13 protein-coding genes and 1 pseudogene are annotated in these 12778 nt (G+C 61.6%); 2 read left to right on the plus strand and 12 right to left on the minus strand.

Annotation, left to right across the window (positions count from 1 at the left end; genetic code table 11):
• Nucleotides 1-2 precede the first annotated feature (2 nt).
• Nucleotides 3-1031 (plus strand): DNA topoisomerase IB, encoded by a 1029-nt coding sequence (locus AMK02_RS28535; RefSeq protein ID WP_064808365.1) that lies wholly within the window; start codon nt 3-5, stop codon nt 1029-1031.
• Here AMK02_RS28535 and AMK02_RS28540 read toward each other — a convergent pair.
• The 3 genes from AMK02_RS28540 to AMK02_RS28550 all read right to left on the minus strand — a co-directional run bounded on the left by AMK02_RS28540 (nt 1014) and on the right by AMK02_RS28550 (nt 2456).
• On the minus strand, nt 1014-1739 hold the full coding sequence (locus AMK02_RS28540; protein WP_064808366.1) for a glutathione S-transferase: 726 nt from the start codon (nt 1737-1739) through the stop codon (nt 1014-1016). The genes AMK02_RS28535 and AMK02_RS28540 overlap by 18 nt on opposite strands.
• 2 nt (nt 1740-1741) lie before the next feature.
• The gene (locus AMK02_RS28545; RefSeq protein ID WP_064808368.1) at nt 1742-2029 is read right to left on the minus strand and encodes a DUF3175 domain-containing protein; all 288 of its coding nucleotides are present in this window, start codon (nt 2027-2029) and stop codon (nt 1742-1744) included.
• A 112-nt stretch (nt 2030-2141) separates the two neighbouring features.
• Nucleotides 2142-2456, minus strand: a complete 315-nt coding sequence (locus tag AMK02_RS28550; RefSeq protein WP_064808370.1) for a hypothetical protein — start codon at nt 2454-2456, stop codon at nt 2142-2144.
• Between the two features lie 273 nt (nt 2457-2729).
• On the opposite strand from AMK02_RS28550, the pseudogene AMK02_RS32645 reads away from it, so the two are divergent.
• A pseudogene (locus tag AMK02_RS32645) lies at nt 2730-3000 on the plus strand (hypothetical protein).
• Here AMK02_RS32645 and AMK02_RS28555 read toward each other — a convergent pair.
• The 9 genes from AMK02_RS28555 to AMK02_RS28595 all read right to left on the minus strand — a co-directional run bounded on the left by AMK02_RS28555 (nt 2960) and on the right by AMK02_RS28595 (nt 12739).
• A complete protein-coding gene (locus AMK02_RS28555; RefSeq protein ID WP_064808372.1) occupies nt 2960-5695 on the minus strand; it encodes a hybrid sensor histidine kinase/response regulator in 2736 nt (911 codons plus the stop codon). The pseudogene AMK02_RS32645 and the gene AMK02_RS28555 sit on opposite strands and share 41 nt — an antisense overlap.
• Nucleotides 5696-6005: 310 nt before the next feature.
• Nucleotides 6006-6584, minus strand: coding sequence for a hypothetical protein (locus AMK02_RS28560; protein WP_237358389.1), 579 nt, complete (start codon nt 6582-6584; stop codon nt 6006-6008).
• Nucleotides 6566-7297, minus strand: coding sequence for a HoxN/HupN/NixA family nickel/cobalt transporter (locus tag AMK02_RS28565; protein ID WP_082929734.1), 732 nt, complete (start codon nt 7295-7297; stop codon nt 6566-6568). The genes AMK02_RS28560 and AMK02_RS28565 overlap by 19 nt, the downstream gene beginning before the upstream one ends.
• Nucleotides 7297-7734 (minus strand): YqaA family protein, encoded by a 438-nt coding sequence (locus AMK02_RS28570; RefSeq protein WP_064808374.1) that lies wholly within the window; start codon nt 7732-7734, stop codon nt 7297-7299. The genes AMK02_RS28565 and AMK02_RS28570 overlap by 1 nt, the downstream gene beginning before the upstream one ends.
• Nucleotides 7735-7738: 4 nt before the next feature.
• Entirely contained in the window at nt 7739-8026 is a 288-nt protein-coding gene (locus AMK02_RS28575) for a metal-sensing transcriptional repressor (protein WP_064808375.1), read from the minus strand.
• Nucleotides 8027-8088: 62 nt separating this feature from the next.
• Nucleotides 8089-9453, minus strand: a complete 1365-nt coding sequence (locus AMK02_RS28580; RefSeq protein WP_064808377.1) for a cation diffusion facilitator family transporter — start codon at nt 9451-9453, stop codon at nt 8089-8091.
• Nucleotides 9454-9524: 71 nt separating this feature from the next.
• Nucleotides 9525-10304, minus strand: coding sequence for a sulfite exporter TauE/SafE family protein (locus AMK02_RS28585; protein WP_064808379.1), 780 nt, complete (start codon nt 10302-10304; stop codon nt 9525-9527).
• A gap of 64 nt (nt 10305-10368) precedes the next feature.
• The gene (locus tag AMK02_RS28590) at nt 10369-11247 is read right to left on the minus strand and encodes an MBL fold metallo-hydrolase (RefSeq protein ID WP_064808381.1); all 879 of its coding nucleotides are present in this window, start codon (nt 11245-11247) and stop codon (nt 10369-10371) included.
• Entirely contained in the window at nt 11240-12739 is a 1500-nt protein-coding gene (locus AMK02_RS28595; RefSeq protein WP_064808383.1) for an aminotransferase class V-fold PLP-dependent enzyme, read from the minus strand. The genes AMK02_RS28590 and AMK02_RS28595 overlap by 8 nt, the downstream gene beginning before the upstream one ends.
• Nucleotides 12740-12778 lie beyond the last annotated feature (39 nt).

Here is a 12778-nt window from a genome sequence, read left to right on the forward strand (position 1 = left end):
GCATGAATGCCGAAGCCATCACCGAACTTGGCCTGATCTATGTCAGCGATACCGAACCGGGCATCCGCAGGCGCAGGAGGGGCAAGGGCTTCAGCTATGTGATGCCGGATGGCACAACACTTTCCGATGAGTTGCAGCGGGCGCGCATCGGTGCGCTCGGCCTGCCGCCGGCCTACGAAAACGTCTGGATCTGTCTTTACGAGAACGGCCATCTGCAGGCGACCGGCATCGATGCGCGCGGGCGCAAGCAATATCGCTATCACAAGGACTGGCAGTCCTTCCGCAGTGCCGGAAAGTTCCACCAGCTGATCGAATTCGGCCAGGCACTGCCGAAGATCCGCCGCACCGTCCTGCGCCATCTCGACACCGGTGCCGAAGACGTCAACGGTGTGCTGGCGGCTTTGACGACGCTGCTGGACGAGGCGCATCTGCGAGTCGGTAACCAGGCCTATGTCAGGGAGAACGGCACCTATGGCGCGACGACGCTCTTGAAGCGGCATCTGAAAATCGTTGACGGGCGCATCGAGCTCAAATTCCGCGCCAAGGGCGGCAAGCGTGTCCAGCGCAGCCTCAAACATCCCAGGCTGCAGAAAATCCTGGAAGAGATTTCCGACCTGCCCGGCCGCCAGCTCTTCGTCTGGAAGGATGAAAGCGGCGCGCTGAAACCGGTCGATTCCGGCCGGCTGAATGCCTATCTGGCCGAAATATCGGGCATTCCGATTTCCGCCAAGACGTTCCGCACCTGGGCCGGATCGCTGGCGGCCTTCGGTGTCGCCCGCGAAAGGATCGTCGGCGGCGGCCGGCCGACGGTGAAGGAAATGTCGGAGGCTGCGGCCGAGGCGCTGCACAATACGCCGGCGATCTCACGCTCGAGCTATATCCATCCGGCCACCATTGCGCTCGCCGGCAATGATCATCCTTTGACCGAGGGCGGCAACGAGCCGCTGCGGGGTCTGCGGGCCGAAGAAAACAGGCTGCTTGATTTCCTCATAGGCGAGGCCGAACTGAACTCTTCAGCTCCCGGTGTCTAGTTCCGGATAGTGCCTGAAAATACCTTCCTCGTTAAAGGCGAGGCGGCGAGGGGAGGCGAGATAGCGGGCGATGTTCGGGCGTTTGGCTACCGCATCGTGCAGGGCAAGGAGAGCGGGGTATTCGGCCTTGCTCTTCTTCATCGCTTTGGGAAAGGCATAGGTGAGGCCCTCGATCACCTGAAAGAGGGAGAGGTCGATATAGGTGAGCGAATTGCCAATCATATGATTGGGACCTTGCGGATTTCGCGTCAGCACGCGCTCGAAATAACCGAGGAATTTTGGAATGCGGTCCCGGATGAAGGCGACCGAGCGGGCTTTGGCTTCTTGCTTCTGGTCTTCATAATAAAGCGACACGTCGATCGGGTGGTGCGTATCGTGCGCTTCGGCGACGAAATCGGTGATGGTGAGCTGCAGGCCGTTGGCGACATAGCGAAGGCTCTCGTCCTCCGGTGCAAGGCCGAGCTTCGGTCCGAGGTAAAACAGGATATTGGCGACATGCGGGATAAGAAGATCGCCGTCTTTCAGGAAGGGCGGCGCGAAGGGAATGTGAAGCTCGCCTTCGCTCTTCATGATCTCGAGCATGGCGCCCGTTCCTCGGCCGGGCTGACGCGTGACGTCGACATAGTCGGCGCCGGCTTCCTCCAGCGCCAAGCGCACGAATTCACCACGGCCTTGAATGCCGTCCCAATAATAAAGCTCATATGCCATGTTCAATGCCTCGGTTGACGACCGAAGTCTTTTCGCAGTTCGTCCTTGGCTTTTTCAAGGGTGCCGCGCCGCTTTTTCGACAGCTGCTCGCCGGCGCGGTTGATGTAGAAGGTCAGCATCGACATGGCGGCGCGAAACGGGCTCGACTTGCGGCGATCGCTCTCCTCGGCGGAGTGCTTGATCGACCGGGCAATTTTCTTCGGATCGTCCGATTTGAACACGCCTTCCTTGAGGTCCATCGCGTTGCTGTGTTCGGTAACGTCCTGCGACCACTTCTTCGATTTGGCCATGGCGAAAATCCCTTTGCCGGATGGGCAGGCGATAGACTGACGCCTGCCGATCCTCGATTACAGAGTTGGAGCATGACGCCGCCTGAGACCGCTCACACCCTTCGGCACATGCTTAGTGATGGCTATGGTGCTCGTGGCGCTTGCGTGTCGCGGCCGCCTTCTTTGCGGAAGCGGAGCGTTCCTCCTTCGAGCGTGCCGCGGATGCAGCACCGCCGGCCCGACCGCCCTTTTCAGAGGATTCGTGCGTATCCTTCTTGCCGCGGCCGGAACCGGATTTGTTGCCGCCGCCGCTTTCCTTGTTGACTGTCGCCCAGGCGCGCCGTTCGGCCTCCTTCTCGGAGACGCCACGCTCCTCGTAGCTCTCCTCGATGTGTTCGGCCTTGCGTTTCTGCTTGTCGGTATAGTCGGATTTGTCTCCTCGCGGCATCTTCGCCTCCTGTGGTTTGCAAGCGCTCGAACGCGGTTTGTAAGAGAATCCAACCGGTGCCGAGGGGAAAAGTTCCCTACAGCATCGGCCCGAACCAGATCGATTTTCGGTAGTCCGGTGCGTAGATTTAAAGAGTTAGAGCGTCCTCTGCGCTCCGAACGGACACACGGCGCTCCAGGAGCCATTGTCCCGAAATTCGGAACAAAAGCCGGTTTTGTCAGGTTTCCGATGGGTAAGCCTGCTTAAACCTGCGTGCAGCGGGGAATCGAGAACATGGAAAAACACATCGTCAGAGCCGATGGAAACGACGCGATCGACGTGAACGGCCAAGTATCGCCGGTCACCTAATCGTCAGCTTCAAGGAAGGGAAGGGACATTCCTACATAACGACGGCCGCCTCAAGCCTACCGACATGATCTCGATCGAATTAACGGCCCGCGACGACAGCTGCACCAGCGAGGTCGACCTGATGCGCAAATATCCCGAGTTCGACGAGGGCGGGGTTAGAGCGGTTCAGCTTGGGATAGCTCGACGGCTCTCTTGACCGCCCGGTCGAGCGCAGCGTTGTCGTAGGGTTTCGTCAGCAGGACCGAGCCGGAGAAGCGAGCGGCGTCGGGCGGGTCGCTGTCGCCCGTCGCGAAGACCAGGCCGACCGACGGAAGGGCGTCCCGCGCCTTGGCGGCAAAGGCCGAGCCCGACATGCCGGGCAGGCCGACATCGACGACGATGACGTCGATGAGCGTGTGGCCAAGGATATCAACGCCCTGTTCGCCGCTGCCCGCCTCGATGACGTCGTAGCCGAGATCCTGCAGGATTTCGGCGGTATCCATCCGGATGAACGCATCGTCTTCGACGAGCAGCAGCCTCAGCTTTCCAGCCGTGCCGGGAACCTGTGGATCAGGTTGCCTTGCATTGGACACCCGCGCATTGGCCTCCGCCTGGTGGCGTTGCGGCCGGTTGGCGAGCACCTGGCGGATCTTGCGGGCGAGCTCCTCGCGCGTATAGGGCTTGGAGAGCAGCTCCAGGCCCGGATCGAGCCTGCCGCCATGGACGATCGAGTTTTCGGTATAGCCCGAGGTGTAGAGCACGGCGATGTCGGGCAGGCGCTGTCGCGCCATGCGCGCAAGCTCCGGGCTCCGCAGGGGGCCGGGCATGACGACATCGGTAAAGAGCAGGTCGATATGGGCGCCGCTCTCGATCACGGTGAGGGCGCTGTGCGCATCCTTCGCCTTCAGCACGTAATAGCCGAGATCCGAGAGCATCTCGACGACCGTGGCGCGAACGCCCTCGTCGTCCTCGGCGACAAGGATGGTTTCGGTTCCACCGGTCGCCGGCATGGTGTCGGCCGCCGTGGCGCGATCCTCGCTGCGGACCGAGCGGGCGAGGTAGAGTTTGACGGTCGTGCCTTCGCCGATCTCGCTGTAGATCTTCACGTGGCCGCCGGACTGTTTGACGAAGCCGTAGACCATCGACAGGCCGAGACCGGTGCCCTTACCTTCCGGTTTCGTAGAGAAGAACGGCTCGAAGGCCTGCTCCATCACCTCTTGCGTCATGCCGGAGCCGGTATCGGTGACGGCGAGCACGACATATTGGCCGGCCTTCACCTCGGGATGGGTGCGGTTGTAGGAATCGTCGAGGAAGGCGTTGCCGACCTCGATCGTCAACTTGCCGACGCCATCCATAGCGTCGCGCGAGTTGATCGCGAGGTTGAGCAGGGCGTTCTCGATCTGGGCCGGATCGGCGAAGGTGTTCCAAAGGCCGCCGGAGACGATGGTCTCGACTTCTATTTCCTCGCCGAGCGCGCGACGCAGCATGTCGTCCATGCCGGTGACCAGGCGGCCGATATTGACGACCTTCGGTTCCAGCGCCTGGCGGCGGCCGAAGGCGAGCAGCTGGCTTGCCAGTCGCGAGCCACGTTCGACGGCGGCAAGCGCATTCGAAATGCGCTCCCTGGCCCGGCCGTTATCGGCCACGTCCTTGCCGAGAAGCTGCAGATTGCCTGAGATCACCTGCAGCAGATTGTTGAAGTCATGGGCAACGCCGCCGGTGAGCTTGCCGATCGATTCCATCTTCTGCGACTGCTGGAGCGCTGCTTCGGCCTGCTGGCGATCGGCGATCTCGGCCGCGACCCGAACCTCGAGCATTTCGTTGAGTTTGCGCAGCTGATCTTCCATGTGGCGGCGCTGGTCGATTTCGATTTTGGCGGCACGGAACAGCCGAATATTGTCGATCGCGACGGCCGATTGGCCGGCGAGGCTGACGAGGCTCGCCTCGGCCGCTTGAGAGAAGCGGCCGGGTTCGCCGTGGCCGAAGAACAAGCCGCCGATAACGCTGCCGTCGCGCGATTTGACCGGCACGGCAAGATAGCTCCTGACCGGGAGATGCCCCGTCGGCATGCCGGAATGCGGCGGATTCTGGCCGTAGCGCGGGTCGAGCAGGATGTCGTCGGAGCGCACGATGCCTTCGCCGCTGAAGGTCGGCTCGAAGACCTTTGTATTGCGTGGCATCGGGAATTTCTCGAAGTTCTTCCGGTCGACGCCGGAGAGCGCGTAAAGCATGTAGCTGCCGCCCTCGCCATCATCGACATTGTAGAAGAAGGCGCCGAATTCGGCGCCCGTCAGTGTCACACCGGCATCGACGACAATCTGGGTGAGACGTTCGACATCGGGCTCGATGGTAATAGCGGCGCCCGCCTGGTTGACGACTGCAAGCGCCTCCGATTTGGCGCGCAGTTCTTCCAGCGCCAGCTTCTCGCCGCGCTTGGCGGCGACCTGTTCGGTGACGTCGAGGGTCGCGCAGAGGATGCCGGCGATGGCGCCGTCATCGTCGCGCAGCGGCGTGTAGGAGAAGGTGAACCAGGTATCCTCGGTGCGGCCGTCCCGGCGCATCGGGATGAGCAGCTCTTTAAACAGCTGCGGCCTGCCTTCAAGCGTGCTGGCGACGATCGGCGAGAACTGTTCCCAGATATCAGCCCAAACCTCGCGAAAGGGTCTCCCGAGTGCGCCAGGATGCCGGTCAGGGAAAACAGGCACGTAGGCATCATTGTAGAGAAAGGCGAGATCCGGACCCCAGGCGACGAATTTCGGCTGGCGCGAATTCAACACCATTTCGGCGATATGCTTGAGAGAAGCAGGCCAGCTTTCGACCGGTCCGAGACCGACGGCGTCAAAGGCCGGATGCCGCAACAATTCGCCGATTTTGCCGCCGCCTCTCGGCCAGCTGTTGCCGACGCTTCCCATTCAAAACCGCTTCCCTATCGCCCGCCGCGCCGGTGTGAACGGCAGCAATTCAACGTTCTACAGCATTTCTTGCGCGCCTGAAAAGATGCGCGCCCTAGGGGTTTAGCTCGTCCAACCGTCAACATAGAGGTTTGAAATGGCAGGGAAAGGGTTCGGTCGAAATATCGTTACCGTCCCGTGTTCAGCGCTTTAGCCGCAAGCGGACGCTGGCAAGAACTGCTAGTTCGGCAATTTTTGCGATGCTGCGAAGGCGCGGCCGATGCGGCATGGCGGGACAGAATGCATTGATCGCTTTGTCATCGGGACATATTCAGTGCTCGGTTTGTTGCTCGGCGACGACGCTCGCGAGCACCTCGTCGCTGCCGTTCGGGTAGATGGGAAGATCGAGCGTCACCGCCTCTTTCAACCCATCGCGCTCGATCGTGAAGAATTTCCGGATACGTCCTTCACCGTTCTGCTCTCCGGACGGCCTTGCCGCTCTTGTTGAAACAAGGCTGCGCTCGAAGCCTGCGGCGTCGGTCCCCGCGAAGGCCATCGTGCAGCTCTCGACAGCCTTCTCTCCGACCATAGCCCGTCCAACGACCAGGGCTTCGAATGGCGCCGTGCTGCCCGCCCCGGTGATCCAGCCGTCGAATGCCACGGGTTCCGAAAGAGGAAGAATGCTCAACACCATGTCGGCAGCAAGCGACGGCCACTTGTTTCGGTGGGCGAGTGCGGCCGCGCGGTCATATTGCGGCCCTCGGTCCAGGCAGCGATCGGCGAAGCGGTCGAACGACGGCAGACCATCGTCCGCAAGGGCGTTGGTGAGAGGCACGAAAGCAATTGCTGCCGAAGCGAGTATAGTCTGCAGTCTTAGCATCGCTCTGATCCTCATCGCGCGTTCAACCAATTCGCTATCTCGATCGCGGCGATAGCGACAAGCACGAGACCAGCCAGACCGGCCATCGCGCGCGAGACGGAGGCAAGCAATTGCGGATGCCTTCTCATCAGATAGGAGATGCGGTCCCGGAAGACCACCGCGAGCAGGGCGACTGCCGATAAGGTCAGGGCGACGCCCATCATCATCGTGGCGGCGAACAGCAGCCCGGTGACGACGACCTGGTGGATCATCGCGAAGGTCATTACGAACAAGGTGAGGGGGCATGGCACCAGGCCGGCGGCAAATCCCATCAGCAGGCCTTCGCCCTCAGCGTGCGAGTGGCTATGCCGGAGGAGCGCGGTCAGCACCATCCAGAGACCGATGACGCCCAGCAGCCCGCGGCTGACAACCTCGAGTGCCGGCAAAGAGCCGGCATTGACGAAGGAGTGTGATACCAGGGGAAGGGCAAGCAGCGCGATAAGGACCGCCATCGTCACATGGGTGAAGGAAAGAGCCAGCGACACGACAAGCGCCCGATGCGCCTTTGTCGACGACCCCGCCAGATAAGTGGCGAGCACCGACTTGCTGTGGCCTGGTGTCATCGCATGGACTGCGCCGAAGACGATGCCCATCGGCAGGAACGCCAAGAACGCCCCCCAGCCGCCGCCCGCGGCGAAGTCCTTTATATGACTTGCGAAGGTCAGGTAGATTTCCCTCTGCATGTCGATGATCTGCTGAAACATCAGGCCAGCCCCGTTGTCGCTGCTGCAAGCACCAGATATCGCCCTACCTTGGCGACGCTCACCAGCAACAGGAAGGTCGGCAGGGGCTCGCGTAAGAGACCGGATACGACCGTAATCGGGTCGCCAACGATTGGCAGCCAGCTTGCGAGCAGCGACCACTTGCCGAAGCGACGATACCATAGCTGCGCCCGGTCGAGGGCCGTCGGCCCCACTGGAAACCACCGTTTCGCCCGGAAGCGTTCGATGCCGCGACCGAGCAGCCAGTTCGCCAGCGCACCGAGAACGTTGCCGAGGCTGGCGACGACGAGCAGCCAGAAGATAGAGAACTTCTCGGACAGGAGGAGGCAGACCAGAACGGCTTCCGACTGCATCGGCATGATGGTCGCAGCACCGAAGGCGGTCGCGAACAATCCCAGATAGACAAGCAGGTCGGCCATGCCGTCAGAGGTATTTCGTGATCGTCTTGAACTCGTCGATCGACTGCCGCTTATCGCGGGGGAGGGCGCCGACGGTTTCTTCGAGGCAATGGTCGAGATGGTCCTGGATCAGGGTGCGCTTGGCGTTGACGATCGCCTTCTCGACGGCAGAAAGCTGCTGCGCGATGTCGAGGCACGGCTTGCCGCCCTCGATCATCGCGATGACGCTTCGGAGGTGGCCTTCGGCCCGCTTCAGGCGCTTGACGATCTCCGGGTGGGTGGCATGGGTGTGCAGTTCGCTCATCGTGTCCATTTCTCGATCCTTCCGAGGGGAAGGCGGCCCGACCTTACGCCGATGACCGCCTCCGGGACAAGTCAGTGATGATGGCCCTCAGGCTCTTCCATCCGGAAAGGAAGGTCGTCGATCTCGACGCCCGCCATCAGCTTCAACGTGGCGTCGAACTCGTGCGGTTCGGTTGGGGCGACGGTGCTCATCAGAGCATGATGATCCGCAGGTGAAGGAAGAAGCGGCAGCCGTTCGATGCCGCCTTCGCGAGCGATCTCCACGACCGCCTCGAGCCCTCTGGCATGCTTCGAGATCGAGAGCCGCATGCGTTCGCCCTCGGGGGTGTCGATAATCTCCAGCAATCCGGTCGCCAATCGGGAGCTCACCGTAAACGGCGCAGGCGCGTGATGGTGACCGTGGCCGGCCGATGGAGAAGCGGAGGCCTGGACCGGAGCTGAAACTGCACCGCCGTCGTCGAACTGGATGGTGGCGTTTCCAAGCGAGGGCAGATGTCCCTGCAACTCGCGGCGCAGGGCGGTCGCGATAGTGTTCGCCTCCGAAACGGTCTTCGACCGATCGACTGCGATGACCACGTCGGTGAAGAGCTTATGGCCAAGCCATCGCGCCTTTACGTCGACGACCTCGTCGATACCCCTGATGTGTTCGGCTGCATGGCGGATCTCGTCCGTGATCCCCGGTTCGACGCCATCCAAGCTGCGGGTGACGACGGCTCTCGCGGACTGCCAGACGATGCCGAAGATTGCCAGCGTGATCATGAGGCCGACAATGGGGTCGGCGAGCGGGAAGCCAAGCCAGACGCCGATCGCGCCAAGCACGACCGCAAGACTTGTCAGGCCGTCGGTGCGCGCATGATAACCATCGGCAATCAGCGCTGCGCTGTTCATCTCGCGGCCCACCCTGATGCGGAACACCGCGACTGCCTCATTGCCGACGAAGCCGACGACGCCCGCGATTACGACCGCGGCGAGCTGTGTGATCGGCTGCGGATTCAAGAGGCGGTCGATCGCTTCGTAGCCAGCGACAAGCGCGCTGAAGAGAATAATAAGAACGATAATGAGGCCGGCGTAGTCCTCGACCCGGCCGAGACCGTAGTTGAAAGTCTTCGTCGCCGCCCGGCGGACGAGCGAGAAGGCGATCCACAGCGGAATGGCCGTCGCGGCGTCGCCGACATTGTGGATGGTGTCCGCGAGAAGCGCGACGCTGCCCGAATAGAAGACGACGACAAGCTGCAGCACCGCGGTGATCACCAGGATGACGAAGGACCACTTGATGGCCCAGATGCCGCGCTTCGAGGAGGCGATGCTCGGGTCGACGACGCCGTGCGTATGGCCGTGGCCGCCTTCACCGTGCGAGAGCCGATGCGCTCCGTGGACGTGCGAATGTGCCTGGCTCGCCAAGCCGAAGTCGAACAATTCCTTAATAGTCGAAAGCATTGCCTGCTCCAGGTTCGAAACGCCATTCCTATCCCCCTGGATCAAGTTGGTAACTTGTGGTCTACGGCGAGCTATCCGAGGAGGGTGCTCCACGCCATGGCGACGCCGAAGGTGAGAATGGCGCCCGCAAAAACACTATTGAGCGCAGATTGATAGGGCCTAAGGCGGTGCACAAGCTTGCAGCCGAGGACGGCGCCGAACGCGCCTCCCGCGATAAAGACCGCGGCGAGCGGCCAGTCGACGAGACCTGAGATGGAATAGGTGGCAGCCGTAGTCGAACCGAACGCCACGATCGCGACCAAAGAGGTCGACACCGCATTGATCGTCGGCATGCCGGTGGAAAACACCAGGCCGGGGACGATCAGGAAGCCACCGCCTATTCCGAAAAAACCGGAGACGACACCGCTCCCGCCACCGATCGCAAGAACCTTGGTGGTGTTCCGACGTTCGAAGATACAGGTATCTTCGCTGGCGACGCTTATTCGACGCAGCATCAAGATGGCGATGGCGATCATCAGCCCCGAGAAATACAAAAGCAGATGCTTCCCATCGAGCATCTTTCCGATCGAGGCGCCGAGCAGCGCCCCGAGCGTGCCAGTCGCGCAGTAAAGTCCCGCATACCGCCATATCACCGTTCCTCGGCGCGCGTGCATGACCAGGCTGATCAACGCATTCGAAGCAACGGCAACGGCGCTGGTGGCAATGGCGGTATGGGCGTCGGTCAGTCCTACGGCGTGAACAAGAAGCGGGACGGCAAGGATGGAGCCGCCACCGCCCAGAAGGGCGAGGGTGAAGCCAACCAAGGCGCCGCTGAGGGTCCCCATGCCATATTGGAAAAGATCTAGCGCCATTTTTCAGGATCCTGCGTGAGCACAGAATGTTCAGTCAGCGGACGAGGTGCCGTAATCGGGTTGCTCAGGACCAGACGGAACCTTGAAAGGCACCCATCGGGAACTTGAGATAGCGAAGGCCGTTCCCTTCGGGTTCCGGTAGCCGGCCGCCGTTGATGTTGACCTGCAGCGCGTGAAGTATGAGCTTCGGCATCGGCAGCGTGCGATCACGCGCCTCCCGAAGGGTGACGAACGCGTCGGCGCAAGCACATCGCGCAACGTGGATGTTTTCCGCCCTCTGACGTTCCACTGTGCTTTCCCAGAGCGGCTGCCGGCCGCCGGGCTGATAATCGTGTCCCACAAAGAGGCGCGTATCGCCGGGTAACGTCAGGATGTTCTGAATGCTCAACCAGAGTGACCTGGCGCTGCCGCCTGGAAAATCCGCACGGGCAGTGCCGCTGTCAGGCATGAAGATAGTGTCATGAACGAACACGGCGTCGCCCGCCGTGTAGGTGATCGAGGCAAGGGTATGGCCAGGCGAATACATGACGCCGACCTCGATGTTCCCAATAGAGAAGGTGTCTCCGTCGAAGAAGAGCCGATCCCACTGGCTGCCGTCGACGGGAAGATCAGGCCAGTTGTAGATCTTCGACCAGATTTTCTGAACATCCGTGACGCGGCTCCCGATCGCCGTTGGCGCGCCGGTCCGCTCCTTCAGATAGGCGGCGGCCGAAAGGTGATCGGCATGCGGATGAGTGTCGAGGATCCAGTGCAGGCGCAGGTCCTGGTCCCGAATGTGGTCCAACAGCATCTCGGCGTTGTGGGTCGTTGTCGATCCTGACTTCTCGTCGAAATCGAGAACCGGATCGATGATCGCACAGGCCCTGGTTTGCGGATCGCTGACCACATATTGAATCGAAAAGGTCCGCGCGTCGAAGAACGCGGCGACATCAGGTCTACGCACAGACCGCCTCCTGTCGACCGGACGCGACCGGTGAGAAGGTCGCGCGCGCCGGATCGAAGGTGTAGAGCGCGACATACAACGATGCGTCCCGCGCGAGTTGCGCGACCGAATCCAGGATGAAGGCAACTGTTTCGTCCGATGCGAGGACGCTCAAGTTGAGCCGCGTGAATCCGGGTTTCTCGATTTCGTTGCCAGCCAAGATCGCCTGCCGCATGCGCTCCGACGTCCGGGTGTCTATCGAAAGCAGCCGATGCACGTAGGGTCCAGCGCAGGCGCAGCCGCCACGCGCCTGAATGCCAAACCGATCGCTGAGCATGCGGGTAATCAATTGCTGGTGGATGTAGCCACCCTTTCCATCGCGCACGCGAAACGAAAAGATCGGCAAGCGTGCAATCGAGGTGGAGCCAAGCAGTTCGATCTCCGAAACGTCCTTCCACGCGGTGAAGGCGCGCCGCGTGTACTCGTCGTTCAGCCGCTTGATTGCATCAAGTCCGATCGCGTCCTTGACCAGGAAGGCGAGCGCCGCACGGATGTCGCCGATGACGTTGGGTGTTCCCGCTTCCTCCCGAGACTCCAGGCTGTCGCTGTAATCGTGCCCCGTGGGTGACACGAATTTCACCGTGCCGCCCCCGGGCCAGGATGGCTTGCTCGTCATTACCGCGTCCTGCCGCACGACCAATATGCCGGAGGCCCCTGGGCCGCCCAGGAACTTGTGAGGAGACACGACGATTGCGTCGATTTCGGCGCCAAGCTCGGGCGTCATCGCAATCGGCACGTATGGTCCGGCCCCCGCATAGTCCCAGACGACTTTGGCGCCTGCAGCCTTTGCAATCTTTGTGAAAGCCGCGACGTCGGTCAGGATGCCAGTGACGTTCGATGCGGCAGAGAACGAGCAAACGGTCAAATCTGCGGGCGCGTTCTCAAGTGCCTTCTGCAACATGACCGGATCGGGACCACCGTCGTTACCCTCGGCAATCTCGATGACCTCCGCTCCGCTCTCGCGCCAAGGCAGGATGTTGGAGTGGTGTTCATATGGGCCGAGGACGACGCGCACGCTTTTGCCGGCCGCGATCGCATCGGCGACGCCCAGCAGCTTCACCAGGCGATTGAGGCCCGCCGTCGCGCCAGATCCGGCAAAGATGACGGCATGCTGTCGATCGGCTCCGCAGAGCTCTCTAATGATTGAGCGGGCTTCCCGCCGAAGGCGGGTCATCATCCCTCCGCAGTAGGACGCCTCGGTATGGCTGTTCGCGTAGTAGGGAAGGACCTCTTCGAGGATGAATTCTTCGATCTGTCTGAGGGCGCGTCCCGAAGCCACATAGTCGGCATAGACGAGGTCCTTGGGGCCGAACGGGCCGTCGACACTCGCCTTTGAGCCTATCAGCCCCGCCCTGAACCTGCCGATGGGGTCATCTCGGTTGAGATCACTCTTGAACTTGCCGAGGACCGTGGAGAGTTCTTTTGATGGATAGCGCGCAGCCAGTTCGTGCATCGTCATTCTCCGCGAAGGATTTGACAATGATTCTAATCT

It is taken from the genome of Rhizobium sp. N731 (assembly GCF_001664145.1).
GTDB classification, from domain to species: domain Bacteria; phylum Pseudomonadota; class Alphaproteobacteria; order Rhizobiales; family Rhizobiaceae; genus Rhizobium; species Rhizobium esperanzae.

Bases quoted from the DNA above. Each gene is read 5' to 3' on its own strand.
- AMK02_RS28545 (WP_064808368.1), bottom strand. From the start codon at position 2,029: ATGGCCAAATCGAAGAAGTGGTCGCAGGACGTTACCGAACACAGCAAC.
- AMK02_RS28540 (WP_064808366.1), bottom strand. From the start codon at position 1,739: ATGGCATATGAGCTTTATTATTGGGACGGCATTCAAGGCCGTGGTGAA.
- AMK02_RS28565 (WP_082929734.1), bottom strand. From the start codon at position 7,297: ATGTTTCAGCAGATCATCGACATGCAGAGGGAAATCTACCTGACCTTC.
- AMK02_RS28595 (WP_064808383.1), bottom strand. From the start codon at position 12,739: ATGCACGAACTGGCTGCGCGCTATCCATCAAAAGAACTCTCCACGGTC.
- AMK02_RS28575 (WP_064808375.1), bottom strand. From the start codon at position 8,026: ATGGACACGATGAGCGAACTGCACACCCATGCCACCCACCCGGAGATC.
- AMK02_RS28580 (WP_064808377.1), bottom strand. From the start codon at position 9,453: ATGCTTTCGACTATTAAGGAATTGTTCGACTTCGGCTTGGCGAGCCAG.
- AMK02_RS28570 (WP_064808374.1), bottom strand. From the start codon at position 7,734: ATGGCCGACCTGCTTGTCTATCTGGGATTGTTCGCGACCGCCTTCGGT.
- AMK02_RS28585 (WP_064808379.1), bottom strand. From the start codon at position 10,304: ATGGCGCTAGATCTTTTCCAATATGGCATGGGGACCCTCAGCGGCGCC.
- AMK02_RS28555 (WP_064808372.1), bottom strand. From the start codon at position 5,695: ATGGGAAGCGTCGGCAACAGCTGGCCGAGAGGCGGCGGCAAAATCGGC.
- AMK02_RS28550 (WP_064808370.1), bottom strand. From the start codon at position 2,456: ATGCCGCGAGGAGACAAATCCGACTATACCGACAAGCAGAAACGCAAG.
- AMK02_RS28535 (WP_064808365.1), top strand. From the start codon at position 3: ATGAATGCCGAAGCCATCACCGAACTTGGCCTGATCTATGTCAGCGAT.